The organism is Mycobacterium marinum (assembly GCF_003391395.1).
GTDB classification, from domain to species: Bacteria; Actinomycetota; Actinomycetes; order Mycobacteriales; family Mycobacteriaceae; genus Mycobacterium; species Mycobacterium marinum.
Map to the genome: position 1 here is coordinate 6,121,648 of NZ_CP024190.1, position 19,337 is coordinate 6,140,984.

General features: G+C 66.0%; 15 protein-coding genes. 2 read left to right on the plus strand and 13 right to left on the minus strand.

Going from position 1 to position 19,337, the window contains the following annotated elements; genetic code table 11:
- The first annotated feature begins 4 nt into the window (after nt 1-4).
- On the plus strand, nt 5-703 hold the full coding sequence (locus tag CCUG20998_RS26030; protein ID WP_020730938.1) for a class I SAM-dependent methyltransferase: 699 nt from the start codon (nt 5-7) through the stop codon (nt 701-703).
- A 15-nt stretch (nt 704-718) separates the two neighbouring features.
- Here CCUG20998_RS26030 and egtE read toward each other — a convergent pair whose 3' ends face one another.
- From egtE to CCUG20998_RS26090, 12 genes are all read right to left on the minus strand, one after another.
- Entirely contained in the window at nt 719-1,870 is a 1,152-nt protein-coding gene (gene egtE / locus CCUG20998_RS26035; RefSeq protein ID WP_020730939.1) for an ergothioneine biosynthesis PLP-dependent enzyme EgtE, read from the minus strand.
- Nucleotides 1,867-2,832 carry an L-histidine N(alpha)-methyltransferase gene (gene egtD / locus CCUG20998_RS26040; protein WP_012396724.1) on the minus strand — a complete coding sequence of 322 codons (966 nt, stop codon included), beginning with the start codon at nt 2,830-2,832 and terminating at the stop codon, nt 1,867-1,869. Before egtD ends, egtE begins: the two co-directional genes overlap by 4 nt.
- The gene (egtC, locus tag CCUG20998_RS26045; RefSeq protein WP_020730940.1) at nt 2,829-3,542 is read right to left on the minus strand and encodes an ergothioneine biosynthesis protein EgtC; all 714 of its coding nucleotides are present in this window, start codon (nt 3,540-3,542) and stop codon (nt 2,829-2,831) included. The genes egtD and egtC overlap by 4 nt, the downstream gene beginning before the upstream one ends.
- Nucleotides 3,542-4,843 carry an ergothioneine biosynthesis protein EgtB gene (gene egtB, locus CCUG20998_RS26050; RefSeq protein WP_020730941.1) on the minus strand — a complete coding sequence of 434 codons (1,302 nt, stop codon included), beginning with the start codon at nt 4,841-4,843 and terminating at the stop codon, nt 3,542-3,544. Before egtB ends, egtC begins: the two co-directional genes overlap by 1 nt.
- Nucleotides 4,840-6,129: an ergothioneine biosynthesis glutamate--cysteine ligase EgtA gene (gene egtA / locus CCUG20998_RS26055; protein WP_020730942.1), complete on the minus strand. Its 1,290-nt coding sequence runs from the start codon at nt 6,127-6,129 to the stop codon at nt 4,840-4,842. Before egtA ends, egtB begins: the two co-directional genes overlap by 4 nt.
- Nucleotides 6,130-6,276: 147 nt before the next feature.
- Nucleotides 6,277-6,924: a sensor domain-containing protein gene (locus CCUG20998_RS26060; protein ID WP_036457070.1), complete on the minus strand. Its 648-nt coding sequence runs from the start codon at nt 6,922-6,924 to the stop codon at nt 6,277-6,279.
- Between the two features lie 47 nt (nt 6,925-6,971).
- On the minus strand, nt 6,972-8,420 hold the full coding sequence (locus CCUG20998_RS26065; protein ID WP_020730944.1) for a catalase: 1,449 nt from the start codon (nt 8,418-8,420) through the stop codon (nt 6,972-6,974).
- A 166-nt stretch (nt 8,421-8,586) separates the two neighbouring features.
- A complete protein-coding gene (locus CCUG20998_RS26070) occupies nt 8,587-9,036 on the minus strand; it encodes a hypothetical protein (protein WP_020730945.1) in 450 nt (149 codons plus the stop codon).
- Nucleotides 9,037-9,154: 118 nt separating this feature from the next.
- A complete protein-coding gene (locus CCUG20998_RS26075) occupies nt 9,155-9,511 on the minus strand; it encodes a hypothetical protein (RefSeq protein WP_373120945.1) in 357 nt (118 codons plus the stop codon).
- A 132-nt stretch (nt 9,512-9,643) separates the two neighbouring features.
- The gene (locus tag CCUG20998_RS26080; RefSeq protein ID WP_020730946.1) at nt 9,644-10,780 is read right to left on the minus strand and encodes a DUF4185 domain-containing protein; all 1,137 of its coding nucleotides are present in this window, start codon (nt 10,778-10,780) and stop codon (nt 9,644-9,646) included.
- Nucleotides 10,781-10,787: 7 nt separating this feature from the next.
- A complete protein-coding gene (locus CCUG20998_RS26085; RefSeq protein ID WP_020730947.1) occupies nt 10,788-11,846 on the minus strand; it encodes an aspartate-semialdehyde dehydrogenase in 1,059 nt (352 codons plus the stop codon).
- Between the two features lies 1 nt (nt 11,847).
- Nucleotides 11,848-13,113 carry an aspartate kinase gene (locus tag CCUG20998_RS26090; RefSeq protein WP_103653937.1) on the minus strand — a complete coding sequence of 422 codons (1,266 nt, stop codon included), beginning with the start codon at nt 13,111-13,113 and terminating at the stop codon, nt 11,848-11,850.
- Nucleotides 13,114-13,464: 351 nt separating this feature from the next.
- On the opposite strand from CCUG20998_RS26090, the gene CCUG20998_RS26095 reads away from it, so the two are divergent.
- The gene (locus tag CCUG20998_RS26095; RefSeq protein ID WP_036456747.1) at nt 13,465-17,070 is read left to right on the plus strand and encodes an ABC transporter ATP-binding protein; all 3,606 of its coding nucleotides are present in this window, start codon (nt 13,465-13,467) and stop codon (nt 17,068-17,070) included.
- Nucleotides 17,071-17,076: 6 nt separating this feature from the next.
- Here the strand turns inward: CCUG20998_RS26095 and CCUG20998_RS26100 are convergent, their stop codons facing one another.
- Nucleotides 17,077-18,906, minus strand: a complete 1,830-nt coding sequence (locus CCUG20998_RS26100; protein WP_231389825.1) for a hypothetical protein — start codon at nt 18,904-18,906, stop codon at nt 17,077-17,079.
- Between the last annotated feature and the right edge of the window lie 431 nt (nt 18,907-19,337).

Consider the following 19,337-nt stretch of genomic DNA (forward strand, 5'->3'; position numbering starts at 1 on the left):
AATCATGACTTCTCCGGTGATGGACTGGGACGACGCATACCAGCAGCAAGGGGCGTTCGAGGGTCCGCCGCCGTGGAATATCGGTGAACCACAGCCCGAACTGGCGGCGTTGATCGCGGCCGGAAAGATCCACAGCGACGTGCTCGATGCCGGCTGTGGGTACGCCGAGTTGTCGCTGGCACTGGCCGCCGAGGGGTACACGGTGGTGGGCATCGACATCACACCCACCGCCATTGCGGCGGCTACCAAGGCCGCCACCGAACGCGGATTGAGCAACACCAGTTTCATTCAGGCCGACATCACCGACTTCAACGCCTATCCGGCCGGCTCCGCCGGCCGATTCGCCACGGTGATCGACAGCACCCTGTTTCACTCGCTGCCGGTATCGGGGCGCGACGATTACCTGAAATCGGTGCACCGCGCCGCGGCCCCCGGGGCCAGCTATTTCGTGCTGGTGTTCGCCAAGGGCGCCTTCCCGGCCGCGTTGGAGACCAAGCCCAATGAGGTCGACGAGGACGAGCTGCGGGCCGCGGTGGGCAAGTACTGGGAGATCGACGAGATCCGGCCGGCATTCATCCACGCCAATGTGCCGGTCATCCCGCCGCTGCCAGCTGGATCGCCAATCGAGTTTCCGCCGCACCAGCGAGACGAGAAGGGGCGGATGAAGTTTCCCGCCTACTTGCTCACCGCGCACAAGGCGTGAGCAAGCCCCGCACCGTCAGGTAGCGGTGGTCGCCGCGGTCGCCTCGATCAGCGCTTCAGCGAAGTTTTCCAGATCCTCGGCCGTGGTATCGACGTGTGGCGAGATGCGTAGCACCGGGGCCGTCAGCTCTTGGGGCGCCCGCGCAATTCCGGCGTAGGTGGTCAAGATCCGGCGCTGCTCGAGTAGCCACTCCCGCACCGCCGCCGGGTCGGCGCCGTCGATTGGCGCCAAAGTGGTAATCGCGCTGGGCTCGTCAACCTCTTCGACCACCAGCCAGCCGTCCACGTCCGCCAGCACCCGACGGGCCGCGGCGCCCAGCTCGGCCAGGCGGGCCCGGATCAACGCCGGCCCATATTCCAGATGCTCCCCCACCGCTAGTGAAAACCCAACTCGCGCCGCAATATTGGCTTCGCCAAACTCCAGGATCTGGGCGACCGACGTGGACGGTGAATCCGGGGACCAATCCGGGTGCGCCAGGCGCGGCGTCAACCGATCCAGCACCTCCGGGCGCATGGCCAGCACTCCGACACCGCGCGGCCCGGCCAGCCACTTGCGCGACGACGAATACGTGACATCGGCGCCCACGGCGCAATCTATCTGGCCCATCCCCTGAGCGGCGTCGACGACCAGGGGCAGCCCCAGCTCGCGGCAGAGCTCGGCCATCATGGCCAGCGGCTGCACGGTGCCCCGGTGGCTGGCCACCGGCGTCAGGTGCACCAGCTCCGGTGGGTTTTCCTCGAGTTCGTAGGCCGCATCGTCGAGGGCGAGCCGGCCGTCGTCCAGCGTCGGCAGCAGGCGAACCTCGAATCCGTGCGCGGCCATGACCGCCAGGTTGGGACCGTACTCGCCGGGCAGGCAGGCCAGCGTCCGGCTCTCCCGCGGCCAGCTGCCCAACAGCAGATCCAGTGCGTGCAGCGAGCCGGTGGTGAACACCACCCGCGCGTCAGGCACGCCACACAAGGTCGCGACCGCGGCGCGCCCCGCATCAAGCACGGGTGCGGCGGCCTCGGCGGCCACGTATCCACCGACCTCCGCCTCGTGTAGACCATGGGCGGCGACGGCCTGCAGCACCTCGAGACTTTGCCGCGAGCAGGCGGCACTGTCCAAGTGCAGTCCCGCCGCCGCAGGACGTGCCGCCCGCCACCGGTCGGCCAGGGTGTCGGTCACTTGGTGGCCAGGGACAGTCCGAAGTCGCCGGCCTCGTCGGTCCACCACTGGATGCGACGCAGGCCAGCCGCGTCCAGCTCGGCACTGACACCTTCCGGCCGGAACTTGCAGGAAACCTCGGTGAGCATCTCCTCACCGGCAGCAAAATCGACGGTCAATCCCAACGCACGCACCCGCACCCGCTGCCGGCCCTCGGCCCGCAGCCACATCTCGATGCGCTCCTCCACGCTGTTCCAGCGGGCGATGTGCTGGTATGCGTCCACGTTGAAGTCCGCATCGAGTTCTCGGTTGACCACGGCGAGCACGTTGCGGTTGAACCGCGCCGTCACTCCCGCGGCATCGTCATACGCGCGGATCAGCCGGTCGGTGTCCTTGACCAGGTCGGTGCCCAGCAACAGACTGTCTCCGGGCCGCATCACCGCGGCCAGGCCGGCCAGGAACTCCGCTCGGGGCCCGGGCGTGAGGTTGCCGATCGTCGAGCCCAAGAAGACGAACAGCCGACGCCCGCCGGTCGGGATCTCGGCCAGGTGTTCCTCGAAATCACCGCAGACGGCGTTGATTTCGATGCCGGCATATTCGCTTTGAATCGCGCTTGCGGCCGCCGACAACACACTTTCGTCGACATCGAAGGGAACGAATCTTTGCAGCAGGCCGCGGTCTCGTAGCGCGTTCAACAACAGCCGCGTCTTTTCCGAAGTACCGCTGCCGAGCTCGACCAGGGTGTCGGCCGAGCTGGCTGCCGCGATGTCGGCCGACCGGGCACGCAGAATCTGCGCCTCGGCGCGGGTCGGATAGTACTCCGGCAATCGGGTGATCTGATCGAACAGCTCACTGCCGACGGCATCATAGAACCATTTGGGCGGCAGCGACTTTGGGCTCTTCTGCAGCCCGTCGAACACGTCGCGACGCAACGCGAGATAGACCGAGTCCTCGGCCAGGTGGTTGGATAGCGACAGCGTCATCGCGTTCCTTTCGTGGGCTCCAATGCGGTCAAGGTAACCCCTTCCGCGGTGACCTCGACCAGGTGCCGGTCCGGCACATCTTCCCAGTCGGTGCCGTTGTCATAGGGCTCACTGGCCACCACCACCCCATCGGGGCGACGCAGGATGGAAAGGGTTTCGTTCCAGGTAGTGGCAAGCAAGCGAGACCCGTTCGCGGCCAGCACATTAAGCCGGGCACCTGGATCGGCGGCCCCGATCTCGCGGATCGTGTCGCCCAGCGCATCCAGACCGCGCTCGAAGATGGCCGCCGCGAGCAATGCGCTGTCACATACCGATTCGGCTGAGTCGCTGCGCGGTAACACGGCCCGGTCGACGATGCCGTTGTGCGACAACAGCCAGCGGCCGTCGGTGAATGGGGCGGTCGCGCTGATGTCGATTGGCATTCCGACGGTTGCGGAACGCACCGCGGCCACCACGCACGAGCTGCGCAATGCCGGTGCCACCGAATCAAAGGACGCATCACCCCACAGCGGAGCCGGGCTACGCCAGCGCCGGGGCGCGGGGTCGTCGTAACCGCTGTCGAAGAAGCCGGCACCCCAGCCGTCGGCGTTCATCAGGCAGTGCTTCTGGCGGCGCGGCGCATACGACTGCACCCGCAGACCGTAAGGCGGATCCAGCATCAGCGAGGAAAGCGTGACCTCGCTGCCGAGCCAACCGAGATGACGACACATCAGGCGGCATCCTCAATGGACCACGCCAACCGAACGCCCGCGAAGATCTGGCGTCGATACGGATGGTCCCAGTTCCGGAAGCTGGGTCGCAGGATGGCCGGCTCGACCGCCCAAGATCCACCACGCAGCACCCGATAGTCGCCGTCGAAGAACGGCTGCGAGTAGCGCTGGTAGATCATCGGGGCGAAGCCCGGCCAGGGCCGCAGCGGCGACGCGGTCCATTCCCAGACATCACCGAGCATCTGCTCGGCTCCGTACGCCGAAGCGCCGGCCGGATACGCACCGACCGGTGCCGGACGCAACGCCGTGGCACCCAGGTTGGCGTGGGCGGCGAAGTTGCCGACCGGCCCCGCGGAGTCCCCCCACGGATAGCGGCGGCGCGAATTGGTCACCGGGTCCCACGCGCACGCCTTCTCCCACTCGATCTCGGTGGGTAGCCGGGCTCCGGCCCAGGCCGCGTAGGCCTCGGCCTCGAAGTAGGTGACATGCTGCACCGGCTCATCGGCCGGGATGTCTTCCTGGTAGCCGAATCGGGTTCGGGTTCGCCCATCGGCGTTCCAGAATTGCGGCGCGCTCAGGCCGGCGCTCTGGCGGTGCGCCCAGCCGCGCGATGACCACCACCGCGACTGCTGGTAGCCGCCGTCGTCGATGAAGTGCTGCCATTCGGCATTGGTGACCGGCACCCGGCCGATCCGGAACGCCGCAACGTCAACCGGGTGGGCGGGACGCTCATTGTCCAGTGAGTACGGCTCGGCGCTACCGTCCACACCCAGCACGAACGGCCCGGCGGGGACCTCTACCGACGTTCCGGCCAGGCCCGCCCGTCCGGGAGGCAAGGCGGGGGTCTGCCCCAGCAACGGCGGGCCGGATCGCAGATTCAGCGCCTGCAACATCGTCTCGTTGTGTTGGCTTTCGTGGCTGATCACCATGCCGAACGTGAAGTCATCGCCCTGTCCGTCCAGGGCGTCGAGAGCATCCAGCACGGCCGCGCGGACCGTCCGGCAATATGAGTGCGCCTGCACCGGGGACAGCAGCGGAAGCTCGACCCGACTGGCCCGGTTGTGCACGAAGGCGTCGTAGAGACCCTCGACCGCCCGCGGCAGCATCCCCGGCCGATCCGGGTCGCCCTCACGTAGCAGCCACAGCTCTTCCTGCTGACCGATATGGGCCAGGTCCCACACCAGCGGGCTCATCAGGGGGTCATACTGGCGACGAAGTTCGGCGTCGTCGAAATCGACCAGCCGCAACGTTTGGGTCCGGACCCGATCCAGGTCCTCGGCAAGTCTTTCTCGTGAGGTCACTGTTCCCCTCGGGCCAGCCGCGCGATTGCCGGCGCGACACCATGCTCGGTCACCTGATCGCCAAAGTCGTCACCGGGGCAGCGGCCCCGCTGCACGTAAGCCAGCAGCGACTGCAGGGCGTCGGCAAGCTCGGCCGGCGCCCGTTCGGCGGCGATGGCCACACACCGGTTGGCCGCCGCATGCAGCCGCGGATCTCCCAGGCCCGCGCGCGCCGCCGTGTCCCACTCGGTGGCGACCGGCTGGACGGCCTCGAAGGCCAGCTCTGCGGCGCCGGGATCATCCAACAGCGTCACCAGGGTGAACACCACGGCGGGCCAGAACACGTTGGAAAGACTGTCCAGATAGCGGATCTCCAGCCACTGGCGTGGCCGCACCGGCGGGAACAGCGTGGTCAGGTGGTAGTCGAGATCGGCGTAGGTCGGCCGCCGATCGCCCAGCAAGACCCGACCGTCCACCCAGTCGGCGAAGGGCACATGGTGGGTCACCGCCACGGCATCCGGATTGTGCACCAGCATCACCGGGGCCTTGAGCGCGTAGTGCGCCCAGTCGGTGGCGGGATCGTCCGCGCTGGCCCCGAGGATCGGCCCGCATCGGCCGTCGTCCATCTGCCCCCACACCCGCTGCCGGGTTGATCTCCAGCCGGAGAACTCGCCGCCCAGCATCGGCGAGTTCGCGGCGATCGCGATCATCGTGGGTCCCAGGGCGTGCGCCAATCGCACCCGAGACGCCCATCCCGACAGCGGCCCGGCATCCAGGTTGACCTGGATGGAGGCGGTCGACGTCATCATTGCGGCGCCGGCCATCCCGGACTGGCTGGCGGTGAAGAACTGCTCCATGGCCTGGTAGCGCGCGCCCGGATTGATCCGCATGGTCGGACGAATCGGGTCCGCACCCAGACAGACCAGGCCCAACCCGGCGTCGGCAAAGGCCGACCGCAGCACGGCTTGGTCCCGGTTCATCGCGTCGATGGCGGCCAGGATGCCGTCGCACGGCGGACCCGATAATTCCACGGCCCCGCCGGGTTCGACGGTGACCGCACTCCCACCCGGCGGCTGGCCCAGCCCCTCGAGAACGTCGCCGATCTCTTCCCAGCTCGGGCGGCGAAGCGGATCGGCTGGGTCGTAGCAGTGCGCTTCGATCTCCAAACCGACTCGCCCAACGGGGCCGTCGACCAGGCAGCCATTGGCGATGTACTGCGCCGCGACCGCCGAACCGGCGATGTCGGCGGCGGCCGCACGGGAGCTGTCCAGCTGCGACGTCGCCGCAGGACTGGGGGCGAACGTCATATCACGATCCCTCCGGGCCGGATGCTGCGCGGCTATCGGCAACGATAACCGCCACATGCCATCTTCCAGGTCATCTTCCAGACCGTCCCGACATATTCCCGCACGTCTTGGTTGCACGGGTCAGACGGGTACCCACATTCGTGGGGATTACTGGCCCAGGGCGTTCTGCATTGCCCCGGCCAGCACGTTGACCGCGGGACCGCCGTTGCCAGACTGGCAGACTTTGGCCTGCAACAACACATTTTCACGCAGCCGAGTTTGATTGAAACAGCGCCGGTCGGTGTCGGCTTCCTGCTTGGTCCACGCCGCGTCGGTAGCCGTGGGCGCGGGACCGTCGAACGACCAAACCTGGGTGGTGCCGTTGTCCAGATGCATGGCGGTGGTCTGCCCCGAACAACCCACGGTTCGGTCGACGACGCGATGGAACGCCCGGCTCGCGGCATCGGCGGTGGCGAATACACCGACCGCCTGCTTGACGTAGTGAGTCTGGTCGGTGGCAGAGGTCTGCGTGGTAGCCCCGTTGAACGAGGCCAGGTCGGGATCGTCGAATACCTCGGGTAGCCCGATGTCAGCCCAGTTATTGCACACCGGTAGGTCAACCGAATACGCCTGGAACGGCTCAGTGAACACCGACTCCCACCCCATCGGCGCGCCGACGATATTGCCCACCGACCCCTTGCCGAGGACCGCGTAAGACACCACGCCCGGATCCGACGGGTTGGCCAGCGCAGGCGAAGCCACCAACGAGGCAGCCACTCCCAGCCCGAGCAGCGCTGCCGCCGTCGCGGGGCGCAAGGGGGTCGGACTGGCCATGAGGCCGATCATGCCAGGCGAGGCCGCGCTCAACTGGAGTTGGCCCGCACCCCTTCCTCAACCGCCTTGCCCAGATCGGGGTCGACATTGCGCCAATACTCGAAGACACGCGAGAGCACCGGCTCCTTCACACCCTTGCAGACATGTCCAATGATGTTGCTGGCCAACCGATCCCGCGCTGAATCGTCAAGAACTTCGCGGACCATGGTGCCGGCCTGGCCCCAGTCGTCGTCTTCGGGGTGCGGCGTGTACGCGGCGCGCATCATCTGCCCGTCGGCGTGCCAGCGCACCTCCGCGGCGCGGGCCGGATCGGCCTGCGGGCCACCGTAAGAGTTGGGCGCGTATACCGGATCCGACGCGTTGCGCACCCGCATCGCGCCATCCTTGGAGTAGCTATTCACCTGCACTATCGGCGAATTCACCGGGATCTGGCGGTAATTGGTGCCCAACCGGGCCCGGTGCGCGTCGGAGTAGGAGAACCCGCGGGCCAAGAGCATCTTGTCCGGGCTCAGCCCGGTACCGGGCACGATGTTGTTGGGCTCGAACGCCGCTTGCTCGATCTCGGTGTGGTAGTCGGTGACGTTGCGGTCCAAGGTCAACTTGCCGACATCGATCAACGGATAGTCGCTGTGTGGCCAGACCTTGGTCAGATCGAAGGGATTGAACCGGTAGCTCTTGGCCTCTTCGAACCCCATGATCTGCATCTTGAGGGTCCAACTGGGAAAGTCACCGCGCTCGATCGCTTCGTAGAGGTCGCGCTGGTGGTAGTCGCCGTCCTCACCGGCCAGCCGGTCGGCGTCCGCTTGGGTGAGGAAGTCGATGCCCTGATCGGTGATGAAGTGGTACTTCACCCAGAAGATCTCGTCGGCGGCATTGATCCAGCTGTAGGTGTGGCTGCTGTAGCCGTTCATGTGGCGCCAGCTCTTGGGAATCCCCCGATCACCCATCAGCCAGGTCACCTGGTGCGCGGACTCCGGCGACAGGCTCCAGAAGTCCCATTGCATGTTGTGGTCGCGCACGTTGCTCGCCTGCAACCGTTTTTGAGACCGGATGAAGTGCTGGAATTTCAGCGGGTCGCGCATGAAGAAGACCGGCGTGTTGTTGCCGACCATGTCGAAGTTTCCCTCGGGGGTATAGAACTTCAACGCGAAACCACGCGGGTCCCGCCAGGTGTCCGGGCTGCCGCGCTCGCCGGCGACGGTGGAGAAGCGGATCAGCGTGTCCGTCTTGGCACCTGGCGCGAACACCGCCGCCCGGGTGTACTTGCTGACATCGTGGGTCACCTCGAAGTGGCCGTGCGCGCCGCCACCTTTGGCGTGTGGCTGGCGTTCCGGGATGCGTTCCCGGTTGAACATCGCCATCTGTTCGATCAGGTAGTGATCCTGCAGCAGGATCGGTCCGTCGGGGCCGATGGTCAGCGATTGGTCGTCACTGGGCGCGGGATTGCCGGCGTCGGTGGTGGTGTAGCGTTCCGCCATTTCGGCACCTCCTTGCGTGATTGGGCTGTTGGGCTGGTCCGCGAAAAGAAAAGCCATGGGACATCGGCCGATACCGCTGCCAGCTATCACCTGGCACGGCGCGCAGTACCGGCACCTAGTTACCCATACCCAATTTCTGGCGCCCGAATCACCGGGCGGCGCGGCGCTAGGGGCGAGCTGGTGGGGTGCTGGGAGCGGGTGCGCTCGGTGTTTGGACGGGGCCGGTGGCGCCCCCGTGCGGGCCGGGGCTCATCCCGGGCCCCATGCCCGGACCCATGCCCGGCCCCATCCCGGGCCCCATCCCCGGAGGAGGCGGACCGGGCAGAAAGAACATCCCGCCGGGACCGCCGGGACCGCCGGGACCGCCGGGACCACCGCTACCGCCGGGCTTGAACATGCCGTGATGGTGGTGGCGATGGTGATGGCAGGCGCCGTGCCCGAAGACCAGGGCGCCGGCGAAGAACAGGGTCGAGGCGATGAAGGTGATTCCCGCGACGATGACGACCCACGCCGCGACCCGGTAGAGGGCGGGCACCTTTTCCACCGGCGGCGGTGGGGGTGGCGCAGCGGCAGCGACCGCAGGCGGCGGAGTTGCGGGTTCGGATGTTTCACTCATCCTTCGAATATTGCTCAACCTGCAGGAACCGTAAAGAGTCCGAGCCGCAAAGTTGCCATGAATTGATGTAGCCCGGAGCTCGGGAGCCGAGCGCCGGGCTACCGGGTCAAGGTGTCGTCTAGCGCCCTGGTGTGGTGGAAGGCGCAACCGAGGTCGGGACCTCGCCGGGCCCACCTGGGCCGGAACCGGGGCTGACCGCCGGGGCTCCGCCGTGGTGCATTCCCGGGCGCAGCATCATCGCGGGGTGGTGCTTGTGGTGGTGGCCGCGATGGAAACCACCGTGACCGCTGTGCATACCGAGTCGGAATCCGGTGAAGAAGATCACCGAGACGATGAACACGATCCCGGCAACGATGGCCACCCACGCCGCGGCCTTGAAGACCTTGGGAGTCTGGTGCTGCGGTGGTGGCGGCGGCGCGACCACGGTCGAAGTTGGTGCGGCAGAAGTTTCGGACGTTTCACTCATGACACGAATGATGCCTAAGGAAACAATAGTGGCGGCTATGCACTACTTATGTAGCAGCTATGAGCCGTGCCCCGACCGTTGATCCGCGGCGCCCAGGATTGGGCCTAAAGGGCCTACTAACACCCCGTGACCTCGGCGAACTCAGGGCTTGAACGGGTTCACCGCGAATTGGATCACCCGATACGGCCCACTCATCCGCGCGCGGGTGTCCCACTGGCTGACGAATATCCGCAGCTCGTCGAGGGTGGAGCCGGGCGAGATGTAGCCGCCGTAGGGCTGGGCGAGCCGGTTGTCGAATGGCGGCGGCAGACTCTCCGCGGGTTCCGGCCACTCGTCGTGCTGCACCACCGTCGTGACCGGCGCATCGCCCAGCAACGTCGGATTGGCGGCCACTCGCACTTCCATGTTGAGAGTGGTCGCGTTGAAATACGACAACACGGTCATGCCATCGATCTGCCGAATGCTCATTTCGCCGACCTGATCGGGCCAGAGCGGTGTCGGCGGCTTGTTCCAACCGCCGCCGGGCCCGCCGGCCCAGCCTTGCCACTTGGACCGGTCGATGAAGGTCTGCGGCGTCGCCCGATACAGCAGCACCGGATCTCTCCGGGTGAAATTGTCGGCCACGATGTACACCCAGCCGCCGGGCGAATCGGGGGTGGGAATGGGGTCGTAGTACCCGCTGATCTGAGTCTGTGACCCGTCCTGATACCGGGCCGCGCGCTGGGTGCCCGCGATGGTCTGCCAGCCCGCACGCTCCGGCACCGCCAACACCAGCCTCGAACTCTGCGGCTCCAGGTCTTTGGTCGTGGTCACCATCACGTAGTTGTGCCGGTTGATCTGCACCACTCCGGCGGGCAGCTGCGAGTTGCCGGCAGGTGTGGGATCGGCAAGCAGCGGGCTGCCGATGCCCGTGACGCCGGTGTAGCGCACCCCGGCCGGGTCATCGACGGACGCGGTGTCGACCCGCAATGCGATCGGCGAGTACCAGCCGCCGAACCCGACACCTTGGCCGGCGAAGCTATCGCCGCACACCTGCAACAGCTCGGTGGGGAATTCGACGAACTCGCACAGATCGGTGGCGCCAATGCCGTAGTCCCCGGTCGGCGTTCCGGTGCCGGCGGTCGGCCCCATGCGCAACACTTGGCCGGGCACCAACGGCGGCAGAATCGGCGCGGGCCCCGGCGCCGGCGGATCGGCGTGTGCGGTCCAAACACATTGCGAGGCAACGATAACCAGCACGACAAGCAGGGAGCACCGCACTACCAGGGCGGAGCTCACCCTTAGATCACCGGTCAGCGGCCAGCAGTTCGGCGATCTGGATGGTGTTCAGCGCCGCCCCCTTGCGCAGGTTGTCCCCCGACACGAACAGCGCCAGGCCGCGCCCGTCCGGCACACCCGGGTCTTGGCGGATGCGACCGACCAGCGACTCGTCGACTCCTGCCGCGGCCAACGGCGTCGGCACGTCGACGACTTTGACGCCCGGGGCCCCATCGAGAAGTTCGCGCGCCCGCTCCGGCGAGAGCGGCCGCTCGAATTCGGCATTGATCGACAACGAGTGTCCGGTGAACACCGGTACCCGCACGCAGGTACCGCTCACCAACAAGTCGGGAATGCCGAGAATCTTGCGGCTCTCGAAGCGCAGCTTCTGGTCCTCGTCGGTCTCGCCGGAGCCGTCGTCCACCAACGATCCGGCCAGTGGCACCACATTGAACGCGATCGGCGCCACATACTTCACCGGCGCCGGGAACTGCAGGGCCGCACCGTCGTGCACCAATTGCTCGGCGCCGTTGATAACCTCGCGCACCTGGGTCGCCAGTTCCTCGACGCCCGCCACCCCGCTACCGGACACGGCTTGATACGACGAGACCACGATGCGGACCAGCCCAGCCTCGTCGTGCAGCACCTTGAGCACCGGCATCGCCGCCATCGTGGTGCAGTTCGGGTTGGCGATGATGCCCTTCGTGAGAGGCCGAGCGCGGTTGGCGACATCGCGCTCGAAGTTGACCTCCGACACCACCAACGGCACGTCGGGGTCTTTACGCCAGGCCGACGAGTTGTCGATCACCGTCACGCCGGCGGCGGCGAACCGCGGCGCCTGCACCTTCGACATGGCCCCGCCGGCCGAGAACAGCGCGATGTCCAGCCCACTGGGGTCGGCGGTCTCGGCGTCTTCGACCTCGATCTCCTGGCCGCGGAAGGGCAGCTTGCGGCCCTGCGACCGAGCGGATGCGAAGAACCGGACGGAGGTCGCCGGAAAGTCGCGCTCATCGAGCAGCGCGCGCATGACCTGACCGACCTGGCCGGTGGCCCCCACTATCCCTATCGACAAGCCGGTGGCACCCATCTCAGCGCCCCGTCCCCGCGTAGACCGTGGCCGCCTCCTCCCCGCCGAGACCGAACGCCTCATGCAGGGCGACAACCGCCTTGTCCAGCTCGGTGTCGCGGCACAGCACCGAGATCCGGATCTCGGAGGTAGAGATCAGCTCGATGTTCACGCCGACCGCCGCCAACGCCTCACAGAACGTCGCGGTGACGCCGGGATGGCTGCGCATGCCCGCGCCGATCAGCGACAGCTTGCCGATGTGGTCGTCGTAGAGCAGTTGGGTGAAGCCGACTTCGTCTTTGAGCAAGTCCAGCTTGGCCACCGCCGTGGGGCCACTGTCTCGCGAACAGGTGAAGGTGATGTCGGTCCTGCCGTCCTCGACCTTGGACACGTTCTGCAACACCATGTCGATGTTCACGTCGGCCTCGGCGACGGCCCGGAAGACCTTGGCCGCATAGCCCGGGATGTCGGGTATCCCGACGATGGTCACCTTGGCCTCGCTGCGGTCGTGCGCGACGCCGGTCAGGATGGGGTCTTCCATAGGTGTGTCCTTGATCGATCCGACAACGAGGGTGCCCGGTTTGTCCGAATAAGAAGAGCGGACGTGCACCGGAATGTTGTGCCGGCGCGCGTATTCCACACAGCGCAGCATCAACACCTTGGCGCCGCAGGCCGCCATCTCGAGCATTTCCTCGAAAGTGACGGTGTCCAGCTTGCGGGCGTTGTGCACGATGCGCGGGTCCGCGCTGAAGATGCCGTCCACGTCGGTGTAGATCTCACAGACGTCAGCGCCCAGCGCGGCGGCCAGCGCGACCGCGGTGGTGTCCGATCCGCCGCGGCCCAAGGTGGTGACGTCCTTGCTGTCTTGGCTCACCCCCTGGAAGCCGGCGACCAGCACGATCCGGCCTTCGTCGAGCGCGGCCTGCAGCCGTCCCGGTGTGACCTCGATGATCTTCGCGTTGCCGTGGGTGCCGGTGGTGATCACGCCGGCTTGTGAACCCGTGAAGGACCGCGCATGCGCACCCAGTGATTCGATCGCCATCGCTACCAGCGCGTTGGAGATGCGCTCACCCGCGGTCAGCAGCATGTCGAGCTCACGCGGCGGCGGTACCGGACACACCTGCAGCGCCAGGTCCATCAGGTCGTCGGTGGTGTCGCCCATCGCAGAGACCACGACGACGACATCGTTGCCCTGCTTCTTGGTTTCGACAATGCGTTCGGCGACGCGGCGAATCCGTTCGGCATTGCCCACCGAGGATCCGCCGTACTTCTGCACGACGAGCGCCACTGTTTCCCTTCCCATACCGAAGCTGCTTAACCACCACTGGTGGTATAAGTCCACAACAGGATACGGGTCGGCGCATCTCAATTAATTTCGATGCCGCGGGGCCACGGTTGGACCGTCGAGGGCGGCCCGCGCTGGGCATCACCCGAAGACGCAGGTACGCCGCCCGCTGGTGGCCAGCAGCCGGCGGGGTTCATCACGAAGCGAGGCCAAGTTCACTCGTCCCGGGTGGCGCGCCCGGACAAATTTCGCAGATGTGCAGGTGATCCGCGCAGCGTGGGAGAATGCCTGCGGCGGCCACCAGCGCATTTGGGCTGGCGGTCGTCCGGGTTCGCGGGAAAGGGCTGTGGCGGGATGCGGACGAACTGGTGGGGACGGTTGTCCCAATACGTTCTCCGGTACCGGCGTGACCTGCTGCTGGGATTGTTCGCGTCGGTGGTCGGCACCGCGATCACGGTCATGGTTCCGCTGGTCACCAAACGCGTCATAGACAATGCGATCGCGCCGGATCACCGACCTCTAGCGCCGTGGGCTCTGGTGCTGGTTGCCGCTGCCGTTGCGATCTACTTCATGACCTTCGTGCGCCGGCATTACGGCGGTCGAATCGCCCATTTGGTGCAGCATGACCTCCGCGTGGACGCGTTTGCGACACTGATGCGCTGGGACGGCCGGCAGCAGGACCGCTGGAGCAGCGGCCAGCTCATCGTCCGGACCACCAATGACCTGGAACTGGTGCAGACGCTGCTGTTCGACCTGCCCAATGTGATCCGGCATCTGCTTACGCTGCTGCTCTGCCTCGCGGTCATGGCTTGGCTATCGCTACCGCTGGCTTTGCTCGTGGTGCTACTTGTACCGCTGATCGGCCTGGTCGCGCACCGCAGCCGCCGCCTGCTGGCGGTAGCCACCGAGACTGCGCAAGAACGCAATGCCGCGGTCACCGGCGTGGTCGACGCCGCGGTCAGCGGGATTCATGTAGTCAAGGCCTTCGGGCAGCAGTCCCAGGAGACGGTGAAACTCACCACCGCCGGCCGCGCGCTCTATGCAGCACGCGTGCGGGTAGCCCGACTCAACGCATACTTCGGCCCGCTGCTACAAAGCCTGCCCGCCTTCGGGCAGATGGCGGTCCTCGCGGTCGGCGGATGGATGGCGGCACAGGGCACGATCACGGTGGGCACCTTCGTTGCCTTCTGGTCTTGCCTGACCCTGGTGTCGCGCCCGGCGTGCGACCTGGCCGGGATGCTCACCATCGCGCAGCAGGCGCGGACGGGCGCCATGCGCGTGTTCGAACTCATCGACAGCCGGCCGACTCTGGTCGATGGCACCAAGCAGCTGCCCTCGTCGACTCCGGTATCCCTCGCCTTCGAGCACGCGTCGTTCGGCTATGCGGCCGAACACCCCGTCCTGCGCGGCATAGACCTCTCAATTCTGCCCGGGGAAACCCTTGCCGTGGTCGGCCCGCCAGGCAGCGGCAAATCCACCTTGGCGCTGCTGGCGATGCGCTGCTACGACGTCACCGCGGGAGCGGTCCGCGTCGGCGGCCATGATGTGCGCGACCTGACTCTCGATTCGTTGCGCTCGGCTATCGGCCTGGTACCCGAACAGGCCATCCTGTTTTCCGGAACTATCGGTGAAAACATCTCCTACGGCCGGTCGAACGTGACGCTGGAGCAGATCACCGCCGCGGCCCGGGCGGCGCATATCGATGAGTTCGTGAACACCTTGCCGGACGGCTACGCGACGCCGGTCGGAGCGCAGGGATTGACGCTGTCCGGCGGGCAGCGGCAACGCATCGCGCTGGCCCGAGCGCTGGTTGGCAACCCCCGATTGTTGATCATGGACGAGCCGACCTCGGCCGTGGACGCGGTCATCGAAGCTTCGATCCAGGACGTGTTGCGAGAGGTCCTGGCGGACCGGACCGCGGTCATCTTCACCCGCCGCCGCTCCATGCTGTCCTTGGCCGACCGCGTCGCGGTGCTCGATTCCGGGCATCTGCTCGATATCGGCACCCCGGAACAGCTATGGGGACGCTGTTCGCGTTATCGCGAACTACTTTCGCCCGCAACAGATCCCCTGCGTAATCTCGCGTTCGAAGACGGTGCGCCCGGGCCGGAATCGGAACCGGAGGCCATCGACGTCGCCGCTGACGCGACCGAACCCAGCGACCACTCGCCCAAGCCCGACCTGTTGCGCCGGCTGCTGCACGACTTCCGCGGGCCACTGATCGTGAGCCTGTTGCTGGTAGCCCTCGAGACCGGTGCGGGCTTGTTGCCGCCCCTGCTGATCAGGCACGGTATCGATGTCGGCATCCGTCAGCACGTGCTGACAGCGTTGTGGTGGGCGGCACTGGCCGGCACCGCCATCGTGGCCATCCGCCTGGTCGCACAGTGGGGCAGCGCCGTGGTCGCCGGAACCGCCGGGGAGAAAGCGCTGTTCCGATTGCGCTCCCTGGTCTTTGCCCATGCGCAGCGTCTGGACCTAGACGCCTTCGAAGACGACGGTGATTCCCAGATCATTACCGCGGTCACCGCCGACGTAGACGCCATTGTGGCGTTCCTGCGCACGGGCCTGGTCATCGCCATCGTCAGCCTGGTGACGGCGGTGGGCATTCTGGCGGCACTGCTGGCCATCAACGCCAAGTTGGCGTTGCTCATCTTCGCCACCTTGCCAATGCTGGGCCTGGCGACCTGGCAATTCCGCCGGGCGTCGAGCTGGACCTACCGGCAGGCGCGGCAGCGGCTTGGGACCGTGACCGCCACCCTGCGGGAGTACTCCGCAGGGCTGCGAATCGCACAGGCCTACCGTGCCGAATACGTGGGATTTCAAACATATTTCGCGCACAGCGACGACTACCGACGCCTTCGCGTCCGTGGTCAACGGCTGCTGGCGCTGTATTTCCCGCTCGTACCGTTAACCTGCAGCCTGGCAACGACACTGGTGCTGTTCGAAGGGGGACGCGACGTACAGGCGGGTGTGCTCTCGGTCGGCGCGCTGGTGACCTACCTGCTCTATGTCGAAATGTTGTTCGCGCCGGTCGACAAGCTGTCCCAAATGTTTGACGAGTACCAGCGTGCGGCGGTGGCCGTCGGGCGGATCCGGTCGCTGCTGAACACACCGACCGCATTTTCGCCGACGGCGGCGCCGGTGGGGACGCTGCGCGGTGAGATCGAGTTCGACGCCGTTCACTTCCGGTACCCGACCCGGGATGCGCCCGCATTGGCCGGGATCAATCTGCGGATTCCCGCCGGTCAAACGGTGGTGTTCGTCGGCTCCACCGGGTCAGGGAAATCGACCCTGATGAAGTTGGTGTCCAGGTTCTACGACCCGACGGACGGAATCATCCGCGTCGATGGTTGCGACTTGCGGGAATTCGATATCGATGGCTACCGCAGCCGGCTCAGCATCGTGGCGCAGGAACCCTACCTATTTGCCGGGACGGTCCGTGATGCCATCGCATACGGGCGTCCCGATGCCACCGACGCGCAGGTCGAACGGGCCGCTCGCGAGGTGGGTGCGCACCCCATGATCGCCGCGCTCGATGGCGGGTACCAGCATGGGGTGGCCGCCGGTGGCCGGAATCTGTCCGCCGGCCAGCTGCAGTTGCTGGCGTTGGCTCGGGCGCGGCTGGTCGATTCCGACATCTTGCTGCTCGACGAGGCCACCGTCGCCCTGGACCCCGCTACCGAGGCCTTGGTGCACTGGGCGACCCTTGGCCTGGCAGCCGACCGGACCACGTTGATCATTGCCCACGAGTTGGCAATTGCCGAATTCGTAGATCGGATCGTGGTTCTCGAGCAGGGAACCATTGTCGAGGACGGCACCCACGTCGAGCTACTGGCTGCCGGCGGACGCTATGCCGCGCTGTGGGCGGCCCACAGCCGGGTGGGCCGGCCGTCGCCATCCGACGATCGGCCGATCCCAACCGAACTGCTGGTCCATTCCCCCGACACGGATGTCGTCTAGCGGGGATCAGGCAACCGGAGCATCGGGCATCGCGGTCAGCGCCAGCATGACGTAGTGCCGCAGCAGGCGACGGGTGCAGTCCTGGACCACCAGGTTGCGCCGACCGTCCAAACTGTAGGCGGAGTCCACGATCCAGAACGCGAACAGGCTGGTCGAGAGGTAGGCCGGCATGTCCTCGCACCGCAGCACGGCCTCGGCAATGTCCTCGAGGAGTTGTCGCACCGAGCGCGCGGCGGCGGCCGGACTCATGCCCAGCATGTCGTTGTCCCAGTCGGCCGGAGGCGTCTGGTTTCCATCCAGCGGTAGCGTCCGCAGCACCTCGGAGACCAAGGCGTGCACCTGGAGCGGGCGCAGGCAGTCGGCCGGACGGTGGTGTCCCAGATCGGCACTCCAGCCCGACAACCGCTCGCGCAACCGGTCCGCCGACATCTCACGAATCAGGTTTCGCGCCCACTTGCGCGGTTCCTCGCGGTTGTCGTGGTAAAGAATCAGATCCAGCGGACCATGCTTGTCAAAGCGCATCAGTCGCCACACCAGATCGAAGAATTCCTCCGATGACAACACCTCACCGTAGGGGATGGGCTGTTCGCGGTTGCGGATCTCTTGGACGGGCGGAGCCTCGGTGGATGCGGAAATCCACTCCTCGAACCGCCGACCATCGATCTGCCTTTCCTGCAGCGGCAGCGGCACCGGACGCTCTGGAGTGCTCTTCCACTTGGCGAGCAGTTCGGCGATTTGGCCGGCGGCAGCGCACAGGGTGGTAATGAAGCGCTGCTGGTAGGACTCATCGGGGACACCGCTGGTCAACAGTTCGCTCAGCGAGGCACTGGGCGTGTCTTCGACATCGCTGACCAGCCGGCCGGGGTTATCGGCCACGCGGTGGAAGGCCATGATGATGCAGCTGCGCGCATTTCCGGAGGCGGTGCGGAACCGGTGGTGCACCAGGGAACCGGCGGCGAACACGGTGCTCAGCGGCCGTTCGGAATCACTGACCTCGATGACGACCGGGCGGTCTTGGTCCCGCAACTGCATCTGCGCGTCGAATACCCGCCTGATCCTCTCGGTGGTGGTGAAGATCGACGCATTTTCGCTGGACCACGGTTCCCCGGCCTCGTTGACAAAGCAGGTGCGGGCGAGTTGATGGGTGCCAGGCAGGAAGGTGAAGTTCTGCCCGGCCGGCCCCTTTGCAGTTCCGCGGCGCCAGGTGACGATGATCTTGTACTCGTCATTGAACGGCGTGTTGTCGATGTGCAGCATGTTGTCCTGCGCCAGGACGGACAACGGCTCCGCGTCCTTGGCACGTGCATCAACCATCCGGATCGGACCGCCGACCGCGTAGGAGATGAGCGTGATCATCAACGGGTGCACCATCGGGTTGTTGACCTCAGGATCGGTCAGAAGCCCTACGGTTCGCCGCAGGTCCACGAAGCGGTGGATGAAGCTACCGCTGCCCTCCTGCGCCATGATTTCGTCGTAGCGTGCAACCAATTCCAGGAAGGCGTCCGATTCGACGATGTCGGCGAGGACTACCGCGCCCTGCTCTGCCATTTGCCCCAAGAGGTCCTGCAGCCCTGCGGTTGCGGTGGCGGCGTCCTGCGGGCTCAGAATCTCGAAGGCTTTGGTGAGTTCCGCCAAAAGCGTGCTGCGGTAGGACTCTTTCTCCTCCAGATCACGGAAGCGCTTGTACGCCCAGGCGGCGGGAAGTTCTTCAGGCGATACCAGTTCCGGACCAATCGGAGGCGCGAAATTCATTGGCAGCACATCATCGGAGTTGAATTTGGCTAGCTGAATTCCATTGGCATTATCGGTCGACGATAATGTCGCGCCAAGCTGCATGAGCGATACCCCTAGCTGAGAAGTGAAGGTGCGATAGCGGATGATCAAGTCCGAGAAGCCCATGTCCGCTTCTCTGGCGGCCGATCGCGTTAAGCGTACGTCAAATAACCCACCTAACCTGGTGTGATTCCACTCTCATGCAGGGCACTGCTGTGCGGCAGCGCACTCTACTCTCGAATACTTGAAAGTTGCTGAGTATCAACGCCAGGGAATTGACAGAATGGCCTTTCTCATTTATGGCGGCGTCCGCCGCGGAGCCAGGCCACCCCGACAGTTTTCCGTTAAGCCACAACGGTATTGATGTTTTCACCGAGCGCACCCGGGCTCCATTAGCCTTCCGAATCCTCAGCGCGGAAACGCATTCAGTCGACGGCGGGAGCCAAGGTCCGCGATCGACAGCGACGACATTCCCGTCCGGTTTGCCGTCCGGT

What these genes read in the sequence shown, in the direction of transcription:
- CCUG20998_RS26030 (WP_020730938.1), top strand. Translation starts at nt 5, where the DNA reads ATGACTTCTCCGGTGATGGACTGGGACGACGCATACCAGCAGCAAGGG.
- CCUG20998_RS26085 (WP_020730947.1), bottom strand. Translation starts at nt 11,846, where the DNA reads ATGGGTGCCACCGGCTTGTCGATAGGGATAGTGGGGGCCACCGGCCAG.
- CCUG20998_RS26100 (WP_231389825.1), bottom strand. Translation starts at nt 18,906, where the DNA reads ATGCAGCTTGGCGCGACATTATCGTCGACCGATAATGCCAATGGAATT.
- egtA (WP_020730942.1), bottom strand. Translation starts at nt 6,129, where the DNA reads ATGACGTTCGCCCCCAGTCCTGCGGCGACGTCGCAGCTGGACAGCTCC.
- egtC (WP_020730940.1), bottom strand. Translation starts at nt 3,542, where the DNA reads ATGTGTCGTCATCTCGGTTGGCTCGGCAGCGAGGTCACGCTTTCCTCG.
- CCUG20998_RS26070 (WP_020730945.1), bottom strand. Translation starts at nt 9,036, where the DNA reads ATGAGTGAAACATCCGAACCCGCAACTCCGCCGCCTGCGGTCGCTGCC.
- CCUG20998_RS26095 (WP_036456747.1), top strand. Translation starts at nt 13,465, where the DNA reads ATGCGGACGAACTGGTGGGGACGGTTGTCCCAATACGTTCTCCGGTAC.
- CCUG20998_RS26065 (WP_020730944.1), bottom strand. Translation starts at nt 8,420, where the DNA reads ATGGCGGAACGCTACACCACCACCGACGCCGGCAATCCCGCGCCCAGT.
- egtD (WP_012396724.1), bottom strand. Translation starts at nt 2,832, where the DNA reads ATGACGCTGTCGCTATCCAACCACCTGGCCGAGGACTCGGTCTATCTC.